Genomic DNA, 20,008 nt, shown 5'->3' on the forward strand with positions numbered 1-20,008 from the left:
GCTTTTTAGGCATGGCGGCTTTCCATGGTTGCTGGCCACTCGAGCCGAGGCGAAAAAAAACCCCCGAGCCTTTCGGCTTCGGGGGGTTTCACAAACGGCTCTAAGCCGCCTCGGCCTCCATTGCTGAAGTGCCAACTGTCGCTTTGTCGAGGTCCAGCTCGGCCTCGATCTCGCGTTGACGCGCGCGCGCCGCCTCAAGCTCGTCGCGGAACTCGAAGTCCATGTCGAGCATCGCCTGGATGCCGGCGAGTTCCTCGGTCTTGTGACCGAATTCCTCACGCAGGTCCTGCGGCCACTTCACGAAGTCCTTGAAGGTCTCGTAAGCAGCCAGGCCGACGCCGCTCATGTCCGCCATCTGCGGTCGGTTGACGCGCACTCGCATGCCCGTCGACGTCTCCCGCAGGATCAGGTCGGTCGTGCCGCCCCAGCGTGAGGCTTCAAGCACGAAGTTGCCGATGCGCGCGATCACGGTGTCGCCACCGTTGATCTTGCTCACTGCCCTCAATGCCATCCCCACAGCCAGGTAGTTGTCCGTCTCGCCCGCCATTGCCGCCGCTGCTGTTGCCAGCATTGGTTGGAAGGCAACCTCGGGCGTGATCGCCGCGGCTTCTCGGGAAACCCCCTCGACCTTGGCCATGTTTTTCTCGATCCAGTTGAGCCGCTGCTGCAGGTCGGCCTTGCGGCGTCCCATCTTCCAGCGATCCTGCTCAAAGTGGTCAAACTTCAACGAGAGCTTTTGCACCTTCGCGTCCACCGTTGCCTTCTCAAGCACCAGCGGATTGCCCGACGCAATCGCCTTGATCTCCGCGTAGGACAGCGCCGTCATGGAGATGTCCTCCACGGTGCGCAATCCCTGCTCGGCCGTCATCACCTGGTCGATGAATCTCGCCTTCACGTCCAGCAGGTTCCAGCTGTAGCTGTCGAACGAGCCTTCGGTCACGTAGCGCCAGAGTTCGATGCTTTCACATTCGTTGCCCTGACGGTCCGCGCGTCCGTCTCGCTGCTCGACATCCGACGGGCGCCATGGGGCGTCAATCTGATGCAGTGCCTTCAGCCTGGTTTGCACGTTCGTTCCGGTACCAAGCATCGGCGTGGACCCAAACAGCACTCGCACGATGCCCTCACGGACCTTCTTGAACAGCTTCGCTTTCGCGCTGTCGCTTGAGTGGTCCTGAATGAACGCAATCTCGGCTTCCGGGATCCCTTTCGCAACGAGTAGGCGCTTGACCTCCTCATAGACCGAGAACCCAGGCGCGCCAGGCGTGCCCAGGTCACTGAACACCAGCTGCGTCAGCCGTTGCTGCGCACCGTCCTTCCAGATGCGGAACACGTTGCTTGCGGCCTTCGCCAGCTTGCCCTCGGGATCGAACGCAGCGCCTGGGATCACCATCCGCACGTCGATCGCCGCGCGGCGGCCATCGTTGGTCACTGCGAGCATGTTGTCTTCCTCGGGCTTGACCGCGCGGTTGCGAATCTTGTCCGCACGCTCGACCAGTCCCTTGATCACTTCCTTGAGCACATCGCTAGGCTCTGCCACCATGACCTGAGGCTTGCCGCCTTCGATCACCGGTGTGGGGAGGTTCAACATCCGCTTGGTTCTGACATCCGCGACCCCTTTGAAGATCGCCATCAGTTCCGGCAGGTTGGAGAAACGACAGAACCGAGTGTTTGTCCTGAAGCCGCTGCCATCCGGCGCCAGCTCTATACCTGTGACGCTCTCGCCGAAGCTTGCCGCCCAGGCGTCGAACTCGTAGATGCCGTAACGCCGGAGCGTGCGCGGCTGCAAGTACATCTGGAAGGTATGCATCTCACAGATCGAGTTCGCCAGAGGCGTTGCCGTCGCCATCGTCAGCCCCTCCTCCTTGCCCCCGCGCATATCCATGATGACTCGCGTCTTCATGAACACATCGAACGCTCGCTGTGAGGCGGTGTTCGGAATCCCCGCGATGCGTGGCATCTTGGTGATCTTCTGCAGGTTCTTGTAGGCATGGGCTTCATCGATGAACAGGTAGTCGACGCCCAGGTCGTCGAACCACACTGCCGTCTCGTCGGCCTTTCCGCTCTCCACCAAGCGTTCCAGCTTGGCTTCGTAGTCCTTCATCCGGCGCTCGATCTCCTTGATGGATCGCTTTGCGCCCGAGTCTGACGTGAGCGAGAGCGACATGCGCGCCTCACTCATCATCTGTTCGATGAAGTCCTGTTGCACCTCGGGACTCAGCATCAACCGTTCGAAGGTCGACTGCGTCATCACGACTGCATCCCAGTCACCCGTGGCCACTCGCGCCACGAACGTGCGGCGTTTGTCGCCACTGAGATCCTCTTTCGTTGCCATCAGCACCTTTGCCTGCGGATACAGGCGCAATGCTTCAGCGCAGTACTGCTCAAGGGTAGAGCCCTGAACCACATGCAACGGCTTGCGAGCCTTGCCAAGTCGGCGCAACTCCATACCTGCTGCAATCATCGTGAGCGTCTTGCCCGCGCCGACGCAATGCGCCAGCAAGGTGTTGCCATTCACGACGATCCGCCAGATGGCGTCCTTCTGATGCGGGTAAGGCACCACCACCGCGCTCATGCCCGGCAGCTGAAGGTGTGATCCGTCAAATCGCCGGGGGACGACTTGGTTGAACGTGTCGTTGTACAGGCGCAGCAGCCGGTCACGGCGTGCGTCATCGCGGTAGACCCAATTCCTGAACTGGTCCCGAATCGCTTGCCATTTCTCGCGCGCGCTCAGAGTTGCCTGGGGGTCGACCATCGACGTGCCGTTGATCGTCACCAGCACGGTTGGCGGCTGCTGGTTCAACGCGGCTTCCACCAGTTGCAACGCACAGCGTCTTTCCGTTCCCCACTTTGTGGTCTGCAGTGTGTAGTCGCCCACGTTCTGCAGCCTGTAGCCCCCCTTGACGCTCCACGTCGCCGTGTTCACGTCATAGCTCACCGTGATCTCATTCCGGGTGTCGTTCACCAGCTCCGCCGCGAACGTCTTGACGACGTCGGTGGGAATCCACGGTGCACCCAGTCTTGCCTCCACCTCGGCAGGGCCCAGGTCGGAAGGAATCACGGCCTCAAGGGCTGGGATGTTGCTTTCGTAAGCGGGCCCCGCGGCCTTGGCTTGCTCGATCTTTTCGCGAATGTGCCCCGAGAGGTATTCATCCGCGGGAACCCAACACGCCAGCATAGGGTCGCGAAACGCGGTGCCATGCGCCTTGAGTTCGTTGACCACTTCCATCACCGGCTTGCCGGTGCGGAGCGCCATGTCCTTCAGAACGATCCGACCGTAAACGGCCAGGCTCAGCAGCATCGCGTCCTTTGCGGTTTCCACCTTGTCAGGCAGTACCACTTGTCCGACGGTGCGCTTGGTGAAGACGTCAGCCTTGACGGCCTTGCCCTCCTCATCGTCCCAGATCTCCAACGCGAGCATCAGCGGCCAGCTGGGGTCTCCTCGCATCACACGGCTGTTAGCCGTAGTGCTCAGGTAGCCCATCTGCGCCACGTAGGCGTCGTACACCTTGTTCAGATGCTGTTGGTGTTTGGCGAGTGCGACGTCATCTTCCGAGGATGCCTGAAACTCGATCACGGCCTTGGCCGCATCGCGAACCTCGACCATGCCCAGCAAGCGCTTGCGCGCGGTGCCTGCGTACAGCGAGTCCACGTCGACAAGTTCGTCACCCTCAGAGATGCAGATCCGACCACCTTGCATCACAAACGCCCCCGGCAGGGCCTGGGTGGTGTTGCTGTAGCGGACCATCGCACTCGGAGCAGCGTCAAACTGATCCATTGCTCTCGGCACGTAGACCCCGGAGGGCATGCACGTGGCGATCAGCTGGTTGAGCGCAATGCCCAACTGCTCGGTGTCACCGTCGAAGACGGGCACGGCCTCTTCGCCGTACTGAGCCGACTGCCATGCGAGCTTGCCCAGGATGTGATCCGGGTTGCGCACGTAGTAGCTGTTGATGGCCACCTTCTGCTCGTAGGAGCGCCCGGTTGCACGGTTGTATGCGTACTTCGAGGTCGGTTGACCGTCCTTGAACATCGCGTCACTCGCGCCTCCTAGCTCGACCCATCCAGCTTTTGCACTGAAGTCAGGCAACTCCCGGCGCTTGAGCACCAGGATGTCCGTCACCGCTTGCGTGTTTGCAAACGACTCGAACGCCATCGTTGGCAGACGGAAGGCCCCAAGCAGTTCGGCGTGAGCCGAGAGCCACTTGCGATGCTTGTCGCTGATGCTGTCCAGACTCTGACGAGTTGTGATCATCACCATCAGGCCACCCGGTCGCACCAACTCCAGCCCCTTGCCGAGGAAGTAGTTGTGGATGCTCCAGTCGGCATACGGTGCCTTGCTCACGTCCTTCGTTTTGTACTTGCCGAAGGGTGCGTTCGTGACGATCAGGTCAAAGAACGCCGTGGGCAGCTTCGCTTCTTCCAGTCCACAGGCATGAACCTGCAATCCGTAGGGTGCGAAGTTGGCTTCCAGGATGCTTGCGCTCACCGAGTCGAGCTCGACTGCGGTCAACTCGCTCTTGGCCACCATGGCTTGGGGCATGCCAGCGATGATGTGCCCGACGCCAGCGGCAGGTTCGAGAACCCGCCCGCCTTCGAAGCCCAGCTGGTCCACGATGCGCCAGAGCGCCTGCACCACGTGCGGGTCCGTGTAGAACGCCGTGTTCACGGACGACTGCATCTCTGCAAACTCCCGTTCAGTGGTCAGTGCTTTGAGTTCATCTCGCAGAACAGAGAACGCGTGCTGTTTGGATCCGTCCGGGGAAAACACCCGAGCCGTTCCGCCCCAGCCGCTGTACTTCAGCAGCTGCACCATTTCCTGCTCACTGGGCTTGGCCTTGTCTTGCGACAGCCTTCGCACCAGCTTGATTGCGGAGATGTTGTCCAGGACGCGCTGCTCAGCCGAAGCCGATGGGCGATAGTCGTCCGAGTCAATCAAGGGCCACAGCGTCTTGCGGACAGCGATGTCCAGATCGTTGTTGGCCTCTCCCCAGCCTGCCAGGACCTGATCAACGATGCTGCCCAAGGCATCACCGCTGTCGGCTTCAGCACTGCTGAGGACTTCGATTTCCTCGCCATGTTCGGGGGCACTCGAAACGGACTGGTCCATTTCCAGAGCCACCTGAGCGATGACGGAGGTGACCACAGCGATCTCAGTCTTGCGAGAGGGGATCTCGAAGTCTTCGAACGTCAGGCCACCGGCCCACTTCACCGATTCGGCAACGCGGGCTGTTTGATGGGCATTGGATGCCATGTGTTTCTCCATTCCTGTTGAGGAAATGCAGGAAACACACCCCTCCCTTGCGGGAGTGGCGTGCATTCCCGCGAAGGTTTTGAAGGTTGGTGTCCGCCCCCCTGGGCTTGAAACTCCAAGGGAGCATCTGGGTGCGCTAAGGCGCCCGGATGTACAACGAAGGCGACGCGTCCAGATGGGAAGCGCCGTCTTGTTCAAGTGCTCTCGGTGTGAACGCACTTGAAAAAGACCCCCTTCTCGGGGGCCTTCGATTGGTGTTGTGCTCGCTCAAGGCGAGTCAAAGGTGATCACCCAGCCCGTACGTGCGCCGGCGCTGAGCCTCTTCAGATTGAAGATCGCGCGCTGCGCCCGCGGGTCGTTCGACGTTGCATCCACAGTCCTGCAGACGAAGCTGGCGTCTTGTTGGGCGACGGCCGCGAAGGCGCTTGCCTCCAGCAGTGCATGCAAACGCTGACTGGTTTCGAGGTGGAGACTGTGACGACGCATCGCGTGGTTGTCCCACGCAACGTAGCGTTCATAGGTTCCCGCCTCGATCCCGATGCGCCCGCCGGCGAACGCTCGCGCCAAGGCGCCCGAGACATCGATCACCAGGCCGATCTCAACGAGGCTGTCGAAATCCAGTGCACGAGCCGCCTCCGCAGGAATGAAGTGGCTGTATTGCGAGACTCGCACTACTTGCCCTCCCCGTCCACGCATTGGTTCATCGCGCTCGGCTCGAAAGCCTCCAGCAACGCGGCCATGACTTTCGCCTGGTCCGACGATGCGTCGCTGTTGGCGAATTGCTCCAGGTCGAGCTCAGCACGCTTGTCGTCCACAGTTGCCTGATTCACGACTTCTGTCATTCGCTCTTCCCGGGCCTTGTCCGCGGCGCGCTGCACCTTGGCCATTTGCTCTCGGCGCCGTTTCTCACGATCTTTTGCCTGCGCAGCACCGTCATAGCCGTTGATGGCAATGCTGATCTTGCGTGGGCGCTCGATGTCAAAGTGGTTACGCGACACAGCAGCCTCCCACGTCGTCCATCAACGAAACGAAGTTCGGGTGTACCGACCACTTGGTGTCGTTGAGCGCCTCGAAGCTGCTCTGGTTGTAAGTCCGGGAAGCTTCGCCCGAATCGAGCGAGAACACGCGGATCTCGTCATTGCGCTCGGGCTTGACTGCAACTGGGCGTCCACCCAGGTAGATCACAAGTGGCTCCCCAACGCTATCCGCAGCCCGGGCGCTGGAAAGCAGGTTGTTGTAGTTCATTGTTCTATCTCCACGTGGTCGTGCGACCACGAATGCGACGCTTCTGGCCGTTGCGGGCGCAGAAGCGCCAAAACGGCGGGTTTGTCTTGAGACTGACCATCACGCCTCGGCACAGAGCCGGGGCCGCTCAGGGGTGAGCAGGTCAACGGGTGAGGGCTGGCGCGGAGCCAGCGAAGGCAGGGAACTGCCAATCAGCGGCAATCTTATTGGCGCCGCAAAGCCTCGTCAAAGGATCTGGCTCACGTCAGGCGATCGCCTCGGTCTATGAGGCGTTTCTCCCCTGTAGATGCGGTTCCGCGCCCCAGAGTCCCTCGTAGATTAGGACGATGCACAGCCACGCCGAACTTCTGCAGACCGCCTTCTTGGGGCCTTGGGTGCGCGCGCCAGGCGATGGCCCGCGAACACAGCACGTGTACAGCTCGCTACTGCATTGGTACGAAGCCGCGAAGTTCATGCCCCATCACCCGGACCTACGCGACGCAGTTCTGCTACAGCCGACCGTCAAGGAGGTTAAGCGTTTTGGCAAGCTGCGGCAGAGTTCTTGGCGTAGCGACTGGAATCTCGTGCGCCCCTCTATCCTGATCGCCGGCCTGGGATTCCTGACCCTACAGCGTCCGGACCTTGGATTGCGCGAGGTGGACCTGTCAATGATCAAGACCGGAATGGCGCCCATGGGTCTCCCCGAACGATTTGTCGACGCATGTCTTGAGCGTTTCGACACATGGAGAAGAGGCCCGCGCATCACCTTCATCGGAGCCGATAGCGCGCCCGAGCAGGTCGTCGGCAAGGCGCTGGGAAAGTTGGTTTCGGCCATGCCAACATGGACGTTGGTCACCAGTGCCTCGGCGCGAGCACCTTGGCGTCTGCACGACTGGTGTCTCGCCAACTTCATCCCGGCCGAGTACCAGGGTGGACCCAGCACGAAACTCACCCGCGGCTATCTGCGTGACCTCGTGGACAAGTGTGACCAGGTGGTCGTTTTTGAAGAGCGCCAGGCCAAGCGCCACGACGCCGTGATCTCGCACGCTCGCCACTTGAAGAAGAAGGTGTCACTGGAACTCTACGCGCCAGCTGCTGAGCTGCCTCGAGAACTGGAGGGCCTACGGTAGTCACCCTGGCGCCAAAGCAAATCAGTGCAATCCTGCCGTGGCCACCACGTCATTTAGCAGGTAAAAGTCAGAGCCATGAAAAAAGGCCTGCCCTCCCGAAGGAGCGCAGGCCTTTTCGTTGCTCGTTAGCGCCAATACGCCACGGGCTGTTGCAATGCCCTGACCACGCGGTACGTACCCGCGGAATTGATCAGGAAGACTCGTTGACCAGGTGCAACCGCGTCGAAGGGCGCGGGCTGCACGATGGTGATGACGCGCGCCGGCATGCCGTTGCGGCCTTGCAGTTGCAAGACGATCTCCTGCGCCTGATTGGTCGCCATGGCCGTCGTCACACGTTCGCCAGCGAGGCCACCCAGGGTGGTTCCGATGACGGTTGCTGCGCTGTTGGTCGAGGCCTTGCGGCCCAACAACCCGCCAACAACTGCTCCGACACCGGTGCCCGCTGCGCGAGCTTGCCAGGTCGGCTCGGTACGCGCCATGCGAACCTGCACCACCACGGCGTCCTCAGTTTGCGAGTAGACCTGTGCTTGGCCGCTGCCGTACACGTTGCCCGACTGAGCATGCGCCTTGTCGGGGACCATCATCACGAAGCCGACCACCAGGACCGCGAGGATCTCGGCGGCGGCGAGAGCAATCGAGCTCGCAGAAGCTTTGCGAAGTGCAGAAACGATGTTGAAGTTCATGGGATTTCCTTTGAGTGAGAGAGCGCAAAGGAATCCCCCCTGCAGGGAGGTTTCCCTGCAGGGTTGCAATATGGAGACGATGACGACGGTCAGTTGTCGTCGAACATGAAGTCGACTTCACGGAACGGATCCGCGTCGGCGACCTTTTCGTCTTCTTGGTGATGGTCGGCTAGTGACGATTCGTGGCGGCCCCTGAAGGCGCCAAGAACTACGATCAGACCGACGAAGGCGAGGAGGTATTGCATATCAGTTTCCTGGTATGGAACCCCCCCCGACGGGACAGGTCCCGTCTGGGTGAAGGCATGCGCAGGGCATGCGAATGCTCGAATGAGCAAGGTCTTTAGAGTTTACCGTGGCCAGCGATTCCCTGCTGGCCCTGAAGTCCAGGTCGGCCCTTCGCTATTCCTTCATGCAGGCCAACAAGGCGACGTTGCGTCCACGGGTTTCTGCCGCGGAACGAGTGACCCGGGCCGAGTCGAACGTCATGTAGACCGGCGCACTCGGATAGTAGGAGCCGCCATACCAACGCGAACCCGGTGAGGAGCCGGCGAACGCGCCCCAGCCCGAGCCGAACGGCTCTTCGAAGTTGTGGAAGGTGCCTGTAATCTGCTGCAGCGCATCCAGCTGTGCGGACCCCAAAGCACGCCCGGGGTCGACGCCTCGGCCTGCATCCCATGACCGGATGAACTCACCACGCAGGTCCACGGTGCCGTTGGTTCCATTGGCCGCGCGCCAGCCATCCGGGCAGGATCCAGCGTTGAAGTAGGCGTACATACCAGACTCCCCGCCCCCGCCCGCGCCCTTCCAGATGCCGCCTTGGCAGGAAAGGAATTTGCCATCTACTTCACGGGCGATGCTACCGTTGCGCACGCATGCAGCATCCTCGACTGCTATCTCCGAAATCTCCAGAGAGCCTGCCAGTCTATTGATCACGGCTGTACCGTCGACACGAATGTTGCCGCTGTCATCGACGCCGATGGCGGCCCAGCTGCCGGTGCCATCGCACGTATAGGCTCGGGGGCCGGTACCGACCGTGGGAGTAAGCACAGCTCGCGTAAAGCCGCGTTGCGTTGCATCGCATGTGCCAAGGCCAGCTGCGGTTTCGACCGGGTCACGCCAGAACGTGCTGCCGGCCTTCCGCCAGACGTCCGACTCGCAGGCCAGCACACTACCTAGAGCATCGCGAGCAAGCGCCCCGCGTGGCGAGCATGCGGCCCCTTCAACTTGAACAGCAGAAGCGCCAAACAGAATTGGCGTGTTCATGGTGTTGAGTTGCGGGTTCCCCGGTACCTCGTCGCGGTACAGCGTGGACTCATTGCCTGGGCCATCTGCATACCAGAGGGCCATGGCAGCATGTCCCTGAGTGATCGCAACCGCACCGCCGGTGCCGTCGCATCGCTGCGCCAAGTGGTTTGCGTTCGCGAACGCCCCAATAGCGAACTCGTACCCGCCAATTGCGCCGCGCACTGTTGAAGCGTCGGTGGAGTAGATTGCTCCCCCCGCACCTCCGATCGTGGCGGCAAGTTGAGCCAGGGCGAGATCGTCGAACGCCTCGCCGCCCTCAGCAACGACCAATCCATTTAGCTTGTAGGCGCTAGGCTGAAGCACAAGCACACAGGTGGCTTGCCCACGGCCGTTGGTAAGGGAAAAGCCCGGCTGCAGATTGCCGGCAGTGACCAAGTCCTGGACTCGGATGAGCACCGGCTGAGTGGCGGTCGCAATCGCTGCGATCGCACCGTAGTTGTCCTTGATGTAGGCGTTCGCTGCATCGCCTACCGCACGCGTGTGAGCGGCGATTACCGAGATCTCAGCATCCTCCCCCGCCTTGTTGCTAAGTTGGGCGACACCTACTGCAACCGATGCCATCACCACGAGTGCGATCAACATTTCGAGCAGGGTCACGCCCCGGGCATTGCCCATCGCCTTGTTCACTTTCATCGCGCCTCCTCTGTTCCGTGATTTACGCTCGCACACGGTCGTATGCGATCGGATTGCCGGCAACCGCCCGCACAGCATCTGCCTTTGAGATAACGCCCTGACGAATGAGGGCCTGAATCGAATCGCCCAGTGGGATCGAGACGCCGTCTTCCTTGCGTTCCATCATGGCGTTCATCTTGTCGGCGTCACCGAAGTGCTTGGAATAGGTGCGCTTGTGGTTCGCGAGAAAATCGACCGCAAGCGCATACCCACCCCCATCTGCTCGGGGGATCAAGGTCTGGTTGACGACCCCGAGTAGGCTTGCCGCCAAGGATCGCGACTTAGCCTCCTGCTCCGTATCGCTGAAGAAGGCCAGCATCTTGGTGACCGTGTGCAGGGCAGAGCTTGCGTGCAACGTGCCAATCACAAGATGTCCGGATTCGCCAGCAATCAACGCTTGTTCAGCGGTTTCTCGATCTCTGATCTCTCCAATCACAATGACATCGGGCCGCTGACGCAAGGCCGCGCGTACGCCATCAAGCACCGAGTCGCAATCCACTCCGACCTCACGCTGCGAGAAAATCGCGTTCTTCCGCTCAAACACGTACTCAATCGGCTCTTCCACCGTCACGACATGAACTGCGCGTGATTGATTTATGGCGTCGACCATCGCCGCCATGCTCGATGTCTTGCCGGAGCCGGTGGGCCCTGAAATCAGAAGCAACCCAGAAGGGGTGTCGAGCAGTACCCGAAGCCCACCTGGCAGTCCCTGCTTCTGCAGGGTGGGCATCTCAGACGGGATACGGCGCATCGACAGCATGAGTCGCTTGCCCGCGTTTGCCAGGTAGGCGTTGATGCGTAGGCGGTGACCTTCGATCTGATGCGGTCGATTGATCTCGCCTTTCGTGATCAGCTGCTCTGCATCGGGCTCGATGGCCAGCAAGAGCTCAAAGATCTCCTTGTAGGTGATCTTCTCGCCTGTACCAGCATCGCTCCACCCGCGTGCCGTCTTGACCATGATCGTGTCTTCTGACTGGACCATGATGTCAGTGATGTGCGCGTTCTTCGCCAATGCGGCAAGCACTGCCTGCGTAACTTTCATGCTCTTATGTCCCTACGATAACCACGGCGCCGTCTGGAATGGCCGTGGGGAGGCTAATGCCGGTGTCTAGGCCAGTGCTCGAGACGAGTCGCCCCGTTATGGCGCTCTTCGTTCCGACCAGGAAGGACTTCCTTGTCATTTCGGCCAGGCGGTGAACCGTTCCGACTTCCGCGCTGCCCGATGCATACACATAGAGCTGCCCACCTTGAACGAGGTTGGTCCAGAGCGGGTTCTTCTTGTAGCCAGGCAACCAGTACGACTCCAACGCATGGTCTTGAATGACGCCGGACGCACCTGGATTGGCGCCAAGGTATCTGCTCAAGGCGTTGCGATACGCGAGCATGTTCGTCGCGGAAACGCTCGCCACAATTGATGCGGTGGCAGCCTCTTGGCGTGGCGCCGCCTGCCCGGTGAAGTACACCATCAGCGCGAAGAAGACAGCCGCGACCCAGATGGGAACCAATTCAGCCTCTCAGTGCAATGCGAGCATCCGTATCGCTCGCCGTCGCCGACGCGGGCCGGCGCTGAACAAACAGCCTGTTGCGCTGCATCTGTACTTCGTTGGCGATCTGTTCCCACTTGCGCTGACGCAAGGTAGTACGGACCCCATGAGAGTCCGGGTCAGCCAGCCAAAGAAATTCAAGCTTCGGCTTGCGAGGAGTGCCTTCCAGGCGCTGATGCATCACCGCCGCAAGCCCGTTGGCAAGCATGCTCGAGGTGTCGTCGGGGTTCCCAATGGCGCTATTCGCCAGCGAGTAGAGTCGTTCGACAGCCATGGGAACCGACTCACCGTGGACGGTGCAAACCACCAGCCGGCCATTTGCCGACGCGCGCAGCGCCTCAGCCGCAGTCTCTGGATCGCGCACTTCGCCAATAAAGATGATGCTCGGCGAGCGGCGAAGCATTTTGCGGCATGCCTCACCGAAGTCACCGTGCTCTTCCCAGGTTTGGAAGCAGACGCCTTCACCATGGGTGCCTTCCAACGGCATCTCTGGCGGATCTTCGATGGTCATCGCCACACCACCATGACGCTTCAATCGCTCAACCACCACTGCCGAGACGCTGGTGGTCTTCCCTTGTCCGAACGTCCCAGCGAAGACCACCAAGCCGGACAGTTCCTTTCTCACCAGCATTTCGACGTACGAAGGGTGGATGCTGAGTTCTTCGGGCGTCGGAATGCTCGCAGGCATGCGGCGCAGTACGAAGATGTCCTCGTTGACCGACTTCAAGTAGGACACCCGATAGGAGATTCCATTGCTTCGCACTGCAAACTCGTCGTTCTTGGTGGTCTGACCTCGCTTGCCGCAAAGCGCGCGCAATTCGGCAAGTTCCTCCGACGCTGCCACAGGAGCGACAACCGGGTCCTTTGTGCCAGGGACTCCTGAAAGCCAAGCTTGGTTCGAGCTCAGGTAGATGTCCTTGAAGTCCAGTTCTTCCAGCATTACGCCACTCCCATACGTGTCTAAGGTTGCCGCTACGTCAATCAGTTGCCACGAAACACCACTGTGGTGCCGGCACTGCAAACGTTCACGGCCGTCGGAGGATTTACAGGAAACACCGTGATCGCGCTGCCGCTGCCGACGGTAACGCTCTGCCAGCCGTGGGCACCAGTGAGCATCGGTACGCACAACTCCTCGTCAATGTTGGTCAGCGTCACGTCGAACGCCGAGACCGCCGAGGTGAGGCTGATCGTTCCGTTGGCCACATGCGTCAGCGTCGGGGGGTTCGTGTTGGTGTCCACGCGGATCGTTGTAGGAACCCGCTTGGAGAACACCAACACGTTGTTGAGACTGGTGCCATTTGCGCCATAGTTGCCCTGGCCCTGCCAGATCTGTTTGGCGGCTGCGCGAATTGCGGCGAGATCCTGAGCCAGCTGCGTGGTCCTCTGGGACGCCATCGCACTTTGGTAGAGAGACAGCGCACCAGCCACGACGACCGCCATCACGGTCAGGCCAGCCATTAGTTCCAGCAGCGTGACACCGTATTGCTTCTTGATCATCTTGATGTTGCGAACTGATTGCATATAGGGAGCTCCGTTGGTGAGTGTGAAAAACGTCAGGTGCTTCAGGCGTTTGGTTAGCGATAAGTGCTCTGCATGATTTGGGTCATCTGCAACTCCATACCGATCAGGCCGCCGACCATGCCTGCAACGAATAGGCCGACGAAGAGGATGCTGATGCCGAAGACTGCATTCATCAGGGTCTGAATGCGCTCGACCGATTCCGAAATCCATTCCTTACCGAGGATGGCGAGCGCTGCGTCGAACCCCGACAGCCGTGCATAGACCCCCAGGTCGTCGATGATCTCAACGTCGGGAAAGCCGAATCCGGACTTGGCCAGGGCATCACCAGGGTTTAGACCCGATCGCATGCCTCGAAGACACGCTTGAATTCGCACTCGCATCCACGGCGATGCCCGTTCTTGCAGCTTTTCAAGCGCCTCCTCAGTCCTTACCCCTGCACTTACGAGCGAGGCAAAGCTGATCATCCAGGTACTTCCATGCAAGACTCGATAGATGCTGTAAGGCAACCAGCGATCGAAGTGAACGCGCAACCCCTGTTTCCAACGGGGCAGGCTCATCCAGAATGCGATGCCCACTAAGATGGGTACGCCCGCGATCAACGCCATCCATTGACGCGAGAAGTTGGCGAAGTCGATCATGGTTTTCGCTAGGCCATGCCACTTTTCGTAGGGGACGATGGCAGCGAACTGCGGAATGATCTTGAAGCTGAATAGCATCAGCACCGCAAAGGCGATCAACAGCATGAAGCCTGGATAGGCAAGACCGCCCACGACAGCGCTCTTGATCTTCTTCTTCGCTTCCATCACATCAGCCGTGGACACAAGCGCTTCTTCCAGATTGCCCGATTGCTCGCCAGCCGAGATCAGCATGGCCTCATCGTCGCCCGTCCATCCAGCCATGACCTGCGACAAGCGGCTGCCGTTTCGCATTCTGCGAAGCCACTCGGACAAAGCGAGAGCAAGGGGGTCCTTCGCGCTCTTGAGTGCTACCCTGCGCACGCGCATCGTCTCAAGCGCTTCGATGATCTGCACGCCGTTGGATAGGAGTTTCGCCAGTTTCAGATACAAGCGCCGGCGCAACTGGGCGTTCGTGCGAAACATCAGCTTCGCGAATTTCAGTTCAAGCTCATCCATCTTCAGGCCACCAGCGACAGGCGTGAATCGATCTCTTGGCCTTCCGAAAGCGGGCCGACAACGTCTTCCGCTTGCAGTGGGTCCAATAGGCCGGCGTTGATCTTCTGAATCGCGTGCTCGAGCATCGAAGCGACACGCAACTCGTTCCGGATGTAGTCGATGGCCGCAACCCGGTCGTTCTTCCGGATAAGTTCCATGAGCTTCTCGTCCGTAACGATCGTTTCCGCAACGACTGTTCGTCCCACAGTGCCAGTGCCACCGCAGTGCTCGCACCCACCCGGGTTCTGGACGCAGGCCGTCTCTACATCCAATGCGCGCAGGAACCGCTCCCGAGTGCGCGGTTCGAAATCGTCCAAGTGGTTGGCCAAAGGCTGCCGGCAATGCGGACAAAGCTCCTTGACCAGGCGCTGGCACACCAGCCCGGAAACGATGGTGGGATCGGTCAAGAGGGCTGGATTCACGCCCAGGTCGGCCAGTCGATCCACGATGGCCAGCGCGCTATTGGCGTGCACCGTGCTCCAGACCTGGTGACCCGTCATCGCGGCTTGCACAGCCAGGCGTCCAGTCGGGTTATCTCGGATCTCGGAGAGCATCATGATGTCCGGGTCAAGTCGCATTGCCGCCTTGATGGCCTTCTGATACTCGCGGGAACGGTCTTCCTCTGAGTCGGCGTTGGTCACTGGGGTCTGCACAGCCCCGGGAATCGGGTATTCGGGCGGGTCTTCAACCGTGATGACGTGTTTTCGGCCCTGGGATGAGCTGATGATCGCGCCGAGAATGCGCTGCAACGTCGTCGACTTGCCGGAACCTGTTGGACCGCCGATGAGCACGACGCCGGTGGGCTTCTTCTTGAGGACTTCGATGCGATCGATCTGCGCGGGGCTGTAGCCAAGGCGAGAAAGGTCGAGGTCATTGGACGTGTCGTTGTAGAGCAGCCGCAAGACCACGATGTAGCCATCTACCTGAGGTGACGTGGCAATACGAATGCCGTCGAGACACTCGGGCAGACGCGACCGCACAGAAATTCGTGCGTCCTGGCGAGACAGCTTCTCGAATGTGGCGTCAGACACATCGGCCATCGCCTGGAAGATCGTCGTGGACAGCTGGTCGCCGTACTCGTAGGTGTGCTCCTCAATGAATGTGAGTTCGCTGTGAATTCGAAAGAAGATCTGCGTGCGTTGGCGCGAGCTGACGCGAATGTGAATGTCCGAAGCCCTCTTCTCTGCGGCACGTTCGAACAACTGCTTGGCTGTCGCCTGCATGTTCGAATGCTCCTCGGTCGTACCCGCCTGTTCGTAGGCCTTGGCAATGGCCGCGAGATCGCAGATGACCACCTCATAGGGCCTGCCCAGGTGTTTGAGGCGCCCCATGAACCCGCGAACGTGCGGATTGAACCGATGGGACAAGGACACAAGCAGACGGCCGTCTTCGAAGTAGGCAATGTGGGAACGCAGCTCGTCTGAAATCTGCAGGTCACCGTCTCTTGCCGTGAGGACTTTCATATCGCGAAGGCTCCGAGTTCTGAACTCTGGATCAGGGATTGCGCGCGGGCGTGGCGGATACGAACCCAGCAGACTGGGGCCGTGGTTCGGCAGGAGTCGTTGAGCTCGTCGGGCTGCTACCGAAGGCCAGACGCTTGACCGTCTTGCCCTTTGCCAGGGTCAGGGCGTTCACGGATATATGGCGCACAGTCCATCCATTGACGGCATCGCCAACTCGGACGATCTGGACGTTTCCACCGGGCACGACGAGGCTGGCAGTCAGGTTGCCGTCAATACCTCCGATCTCGAGCACGGTCGGTGCAAACCCATCATCCAAGATGGGCGCGCCAGCGCTCTTCATTCCATGAATTTCGGCTCGCTTGGCCTCGATGCGCGCCTCCAGCTCAAGCTGAAGCAGTTGCGCTTGCATCACGCTCATGCGTTCGTTGATTACCGCGATCGCTGCGGCAGACGGGCTGATTCTGGCGTTGGGATGCGCTGCGACAGAAACCAGAGCAGGAGCCGCGGGCGCCACCTGCGCTGGCGTCATTGGCGCTGGCGTAACTTGCGCGGGTGCCGCGTTGAGCACTGCCTGCTCGGCTTGCGCCGCTGACTCGCCGCTCGGAAGATTCTGCGCAGAAGCGCTGAATGCAAGCGCCAGGCCCGCAACGCCAGCAACGCACTTCGTCATGAAAAACTTACTTTCGAACATACTGAGACCCTTCCATCGTCCATACAAGCTGTCCTGCATTCCACTGCGCCGACATTGCGCGCAGGCGGAAGCCGTTTCCATTGAGTGCGTGGAGAGCGACGTCGGGCAGCGTTGCTCCGTCGACTTTCCAGCCCATTTCGTCCCAAAGCTTGGGCTCGCTCTTCTCCCCACCCTGGCCCGGCAGACTCGCCGGTGCACCAATGCTGGGTGGCTTGGCGGCGAACTTCACGCCATATCTCTGCGCCTGGGCGTACATCTCACTGATGCGCTCGTTCGCGGAAGCCACGTCTTCGTCGCTTGCGTTGGGCAGCGGCGGCAGAGGCCGCGTTACGGAGGCGAGGCTTCCGTCGACCGAGATGACCGCCTGCGGCACTACTTGGCGCAGGTGATCAATCCAGCCGAGGCCTCGCGGCTTCCACGCGACGATCACCACGCCGCCCGAGCAGGTGATCCCCGAGAGATCCCAGTTGCCGGGAAATAGGGGCACCTGTGCCACGGTATCGAGGCAAGCCTGCATCGCTGTCAGAGGCGCGGGCATCTCGCCCCATGGCCGTGGACGAGGCAGTTCCGCCTTTTGCTGCGCCTGCATCTGCTGTGCTACGCGACGCGCCTCTGCGATAGCTTGTTCGCGCTGGTAGCTCTTGATGTACTGCAGACCGAAGTAGCCTCCGATCATGGCTATGCCGATCACCAGGAGAGGCTTGCTATGTTGTGCAAGGATCTGCAGCGGGGTGATGCTGACTGGAGCCAGTTGCCAGTCCTTCTGGACAGGAACCGGGCCCTTCTTCTTGCGCGGCAGAAGTTGACCCAGACCAGGCGACTCGATGGAATCGGCGATACCCCAATGCGAAGGCACGATGACGTTCGACCAGTCGCCCAGACTGCTGTCCTCGTACATTTGGGACTTGGCTGCATCCTCAGAGCTGAGAATCTGGTCGCCGTCCGAGAGGATGACGCCATCCTTCTGAGCCAGGTAGTACCACCGACCGGCATCGATCTCTGTCACGAAGATGAAGTCTCTGGCGTTGAATTCCTCTGCCAGACGGCTGGAAACCGCGGCAGCCATCGAGACAACGCCCGCTTTGACCTCTCCGCCGGACTTGACGAACCCCACGCATTGCGCTTCGCGCGGCAACACATGAAGGTTCACGTCCAGTTCCTTGCCGAGACCCTTGATCTCCGTCTGCCGTTCGCCAGCGTTCGATGCGCTCAAGGGTTGCCAGAGGAGGCCGACCGCGAAGTCACGCCCGCCGTGGGAAATGACCTGCACATGGTCCATCACACGGCACCCGCGACGATGGGTTGAATGAGCACGACGAGAATCGTGCGGCTGGTCGAGGTCTTGACTGAGCCACCAAGCGCTACGTTGGTAGCCTTGCCGACGCCTGCAGTGGCCCCATTGGTTGCGAGTTGTTCGAAACCAGTGACGACGAGAGTTTCACCGCTGTTCAGGATCGCGCGCTGCAGGAAGTTGCGGGTGTCGATCTCTGGAGTCTGGATCGACGATCCACCCGAAGTCACTTGGTCGATGCCGAGCAACGACGAGATGTCTCCGCTGAACTGGAGCATGAGACGCTTGTCGTCGAGGATGTGGGGCAGCGTGTTCATGCTGAAGCCTGTTGTGACTTGACCTGGCTGCAGCGTCGTGGTGTTGCCCGCGCCCCCAGTGCCGATGGTGGTCGTGCTCGAAGCGAGATAGGCGGTCTGGCGGCCCACCTGGATAGGTGCCGGCTGGTTGTTGATGGTCAACAGGGAAGCCGACGTGACCTGGGAGACGCGCCCCTGTTTAGACAACGCATCCACCATCGCCTCGGTACCACTCCAGTTACTCCCGGAGGAAAGTACCTGCATACCGAACGAGGAGGCGCCTGTCGGGACATCAGCGGCGGTAGTCAGCGACAGGCCAATCCCGCGGTTGACACTCTTGTAGACCGCGTCCCAGTTGATCCCGTAGTTCTGCGAATCGGTCAGTTCGACAGAGAGCACCGTGACGTTGATCGAAACCTGGCGCGACAAGGCTGCGTTCTGTTGCTCGACGAAAGCCGCCACCTGCTCCAATACCACCGGCGTGTCATCCACGGTGATGGTGCCAGTGGCCGGCGTGACGACAAGGCGCCCGTTTGCCGAGATCATTGCCTTGATGCTCGCTTCAACGCCTTTCCAGACGCTCAGGCCGTTGAACTCCACGCCCGCACGCATCTCGCTGTTGGCAGAGCCGCCGGACGTTGCGCCTGAGCTGCTGGATGAGCTGCCGGCCACGCCAGTTGCTGTATTGGATTGGGTTCCCACCCGCGCCTGCAAGCTGGTGTCACCCGGCAATGCGGCCAGACGGAACGTGCGAGCCTTGGTCTTGAAGAACTGAATGCCTTTGCCGTCCCATTCCCAGAACACGCCGTACTTCGAAGCGATGAGATCAAGGAACCCACTCACCGGGCCGCTGAAGACAATCGGCGTAGCCTGGGCGTTGGAGCTGGCCGAGGACGCGTTCAGTCCCTGGGGCGTGCTCGCAGGCAGAGGTGGCAACGGGGCGCCGCCGGGGGCGCTACTTTGCGCGGTCGCATTGGATTGGGAAGCAAGTTGCTCTGCTTCGCTGGTTGTGCGAGCAGCCGCCGACACGCTGGTCACAATGCCCGTGATCTGCGTGAGGTAGCTTGCCGCGTCCACCAGCCCGACGAAACGGCGATTGACCGCCAGCGACCGGTTCAGCATTGCGTCTGCCTTGGCGTCCTTGGCAACCGGAACTTTGCTCACCGGGATCCACACGCGGTCAACGCGGCGCACGGCACTGTCTGCAGCCCGCGTCACAGGCGTATTGCTGCGGATCTGCTGCATCGATACCTCAGCTTTCGCGGTAGAGGCGTCGACAGTTTCAACCACGGGTTGCATCGTGGTGGTCGAGCACCCTGCAAGAACAGCAGCCGCGGCTGCACAAACGATAGTCTTGTTGAACACGGACATCACTTCACCTCGAAGATGCGAACGGCGTTGTTGGCGTAAATTTCCGCTTCCAGGCGAACCCTGTTCAGACGCATGGACCCCAGGAACACGTTCAAGGCCTTGTCGAAGTCGTCAGCAAGCACCAGGTCGGCTTCGCTGCGGTATTCATCAGCTTCCCAGGTCACGGCATATCCGTTGCGCATTGCCCAGTCGACTATCCGGTGCGAGATGAGATCGCCGGCCTTGATGGACAGCGAGCGTTCGACGATCGGTTCTGCCTTGGGCATCGGCTTGATGGGGAGTGCGCTCGGCGCGGCATGCACCGGAAACTCTTCCTGGACGATGCGGACCACCTGGGCTTGCGCCGACGCGGCGAGAAGCGCCAGCACGGCGACGGTATGTTTTGCGTTCATGT

The 20,008-nt window shown here is 60.6% G+C and carries 18 protein-coding genes; 1 reads left to right on the top strand and 17 read right to left on the bottom strand.

Annotated elements, in window-relative coordinates:
• Positions 1 to 100: 100 nt before the first annotated feature.
• The 4 genes from K5880_RS10165 to K5880_RS10180 form a co-directional block, all read right to left on the bottom strand.
• Positions 101 to 5,251, bottom strand: coding sequence for a DEAD/DEAH box helicase family protein (locus K5880_RS10165; protein WP_297651346.1), 5,151 nt, complete (start codon positions 5,249 to 5,251; stop codon positions 101 to 103).
• Between the two features lie 267 nt (positions 5,252 to 5,518).
• Entirely contained in the window at positions 5,519 to 5,923 is a 405-nt protein-coding gene (locus K5880_RS10170; protein ID WP_297651348.1) for a hypothetical protein, read from the bottom strand.
• Positions 5,923 to 6,249 carry a hypothetical protein gene (locus tag K5880_RS10175; RefSeq protein ID WP_297651349.1) on the bottom strand — a complete coding sequence of 109 codons (327 nt, stop codon included), beginning with the start codon at positions 6,247 to 6,249 and terminating at the stop codon, positions 5,923 to 5,925. Before K5880_RS10175 ends, K5880_RS10170 begins: the two co-directional genes overlap by 1 nt.
• Positions 6,239 to 6,496, bottom strand: a complete 258-nt coding sequence (locus K5880_RS10180) for a hypothetical protein (protein ID WP_297651350.1) — start codon at positions 6,494 to 6,496, stop codon at positions 6,239 to 6,241. Before K5880_RS10180 ends, K5880_RS10175 begins: the two co-directional genes overlap by 11 nt.
• Positions 6,497 to 6,822: 326 nt before the next feature.
• On the opposite strand from K5880_RS10180, the gene K5880_RS10185 reads away from it, so the two are divergent.
• Positions 6,823 to 7,605 carry a hypothetical protein gene (locus tag K5880_RS10185; RefSeq protein WP_297651352.1) on the top strand — a complete coding sequence of 261 codons (783 nt, stop codon included), beginning with the start codon at positions 6,823 to 6,825 and terminating at the stop codon, positions 7,603 to 7,605.
• 125 nt (positions 7,606 to 7,730) lie between these two features.
• On the opposite strand, the gene K5880_RS10190 is transcribed toward K5880_RS10185, so the two are convergent.
• The 13 genes from K5880_RS10190 to K5880_RS10250 form a co-directional block, all read right to left on the bottom strand.
• Positions 7,731 to 8,288 carry a hypothetical protein gene (locus K5880_RS10190; protein ID WP_297651354.1) on the bottom strand — a complete coding sequence of 186 codons (558 nt, stop codon included), beginning with the start codon at positions 8,286 to 8,288 and terminating at the stop codon, positions 7,731 to 7,733.
• Between the two features lie 89 nt (positions 8,289 to 8,377).
• Positions 8,378 to 8,533: a hypothetical protein gene (locus tag K5880_RS10195; protein ID WP_297651356.1), complete on the bottom strand. Its 156-nt coding sequence runs from the start codon at positions 8,531 to 8,533 to the stop codon at positions 8,378 to 8,380.
• A 154-nt stretch (positions 8,534 to 8,687) separates the two neighbouring features.
• On the bottom strand, positions 8,688 to 10,226 hold the full coding sequence (gene pilV / locus K5880_RS10200) for a shufflon system plasmid conjugative transfer pilus tip adhesin PilV (RefSeq protein WP_297651358.1): 1,539 nt from the start codon (positions 10,224 to 10,226) through the stop codon (positions 8,688 to 8,690).
• Positions 10,227 to 10,248: 22 nt separating this feature from the next.
• On the bottom strand, positions 10,249 to 11,307 hold the full coding sequence (locus K5880_RS10205; protein WP_297651360.1) for an ATPase, T2SS/T4P/T4SS family: 1,059 nt from the start codon (positions 11,305 to 11,307) through the stop codon (positions 10,249 to 10,251).
• A gap of 4 nt (positions 11,308 to 11,311) precedes the next feature.
• Positions 11,312 to 11,770, bottom strand: a complete 459-nt coding sequence (pilM, locus tag K5880_RS10210) for a type IV pilus biogenesis protein PilM (RefSeq protein ID WP_297651362.1) — start codon at positions 11,768 to 11,770, stop codon at positions 11,312 to 11,314.
• 1 nt (position 11,771) lies between these two features.
• A complete protein-coding gene (locus tag K5880_RS10215) occupies positions 11,772 to 12,749 on the bottom strand; it encodes an ATPase, T2SS/T4P/T4SS family (RefSeq protein ID WP_297651363.1) in 978 nt (325 codons plus the stop codon).
• 41 nt (positions 12,750 to 12,790) lie between these two features.
• Positions 12,791 to 13,330 carry a type 4 pilus major pilin gene (locus K5880_RS10220; protein WP_297651364.1) on the bottom strand — a complete coding sequence of 180 codons (540 nt, stop codon included), beginning with the start codon at positions 13,328 to 13,330 and terminating at the stop codon, positions 12,791 to 12,793.
• A 53-nt stretch (positions 13,331 to 13,383) separates the two neighbouring features.
• Positions 13,384 to 14,463 carry a type II secretion system F family protein gene (locus K5880_RS10225; RefSeq protein WP_297651366.1) on the bottom strand — a complete coding sequence of 360 codons (1,080 nt, stop codon included), beginning with the start codon at positions 14,461 to 14,463 and terminating at the stop codon, positions 13,384 to 13,386.
• A 2-nt stretch (positions 14,464 to 14,465) separates the two neighbouring features.
• Positions 14,466 to 15,965 (bottom strand): ATPase, T2SS/T4P/T4SS family, encoded by a 1,500-nt coding sequence (locus K5880_RS10230; protein WP_297651368.1) that lies wholly within the window; start codon positions 15,963 to 15,965, stop codon positions 14,466 to 14,468.
• A gap of 31 nt (positions 15,966 to 15,996) precedes the next feature.
• Positions 15,997 to 16,656, bottom strand: a complete 660-nt coding sequence (locus K5880_RS10235) for a hypothetical protein (RefSeq protein ID WP_297651369.1) — start codon at positions 16,654 to 16,656, stop codon at positions 15,997 to 15,999.
• Positions 16,643 to 17,935: a type 4b pilus protein PilO2 gene (gene pilO2 / locus K5880_RS10240; protein ID WP_297651371.1), complete on the bottom strand. Its 1,293-nt coding sequence runs from the start codon at positions 17,933 to 17,935 to the stop codon at positions 16,643 to 16,645. The genes K5880_RS10235 and pilO2 overlap by 14 nt, the downstream gene beginning before the upstream one ends.
• Positions 17,935 to 19,614, bottom strand: coding sequence for a PilN family type IVB pilus formation outer membrane protein (locus tag K5880_RS10245; RefSeq protein WP_297651373.1), 1,680 nt, complete (start codon positions 19,612 to 19,614; stop codon positions 17,935 to 17,937). Before K5880_RS10245 ends, pilO2 begins: the two co-directional genes overlap by 1 nt.
• On the bottom strand, positions 19,614 to 20,006 hold the full coding sequence (locus K5880_RS10250; protein WP_297651375.1) for a TcpQ domain-containing protein: 393 nt from the start codon (positions 20,004 to 20,006) through the stop codon (positions 19,614 to 19,616). Before K5880_RS10250 ends, K5880_RS10245 begins: the two co-directional genes overlap by 1 nt.
• Between the last annotated feature and the right edge of the window lie 2 nt (positions 20,007 to 20,008).

The organism is Hydrogenophaga sp. (genome assembly GCF_025699295.1).
Classification (GTDB): Bacteria; Pseudomonadota; Gammaproteobacteria; order Burkholderiales; family Burkholderiaceae_C; genus Hydrogenophaga.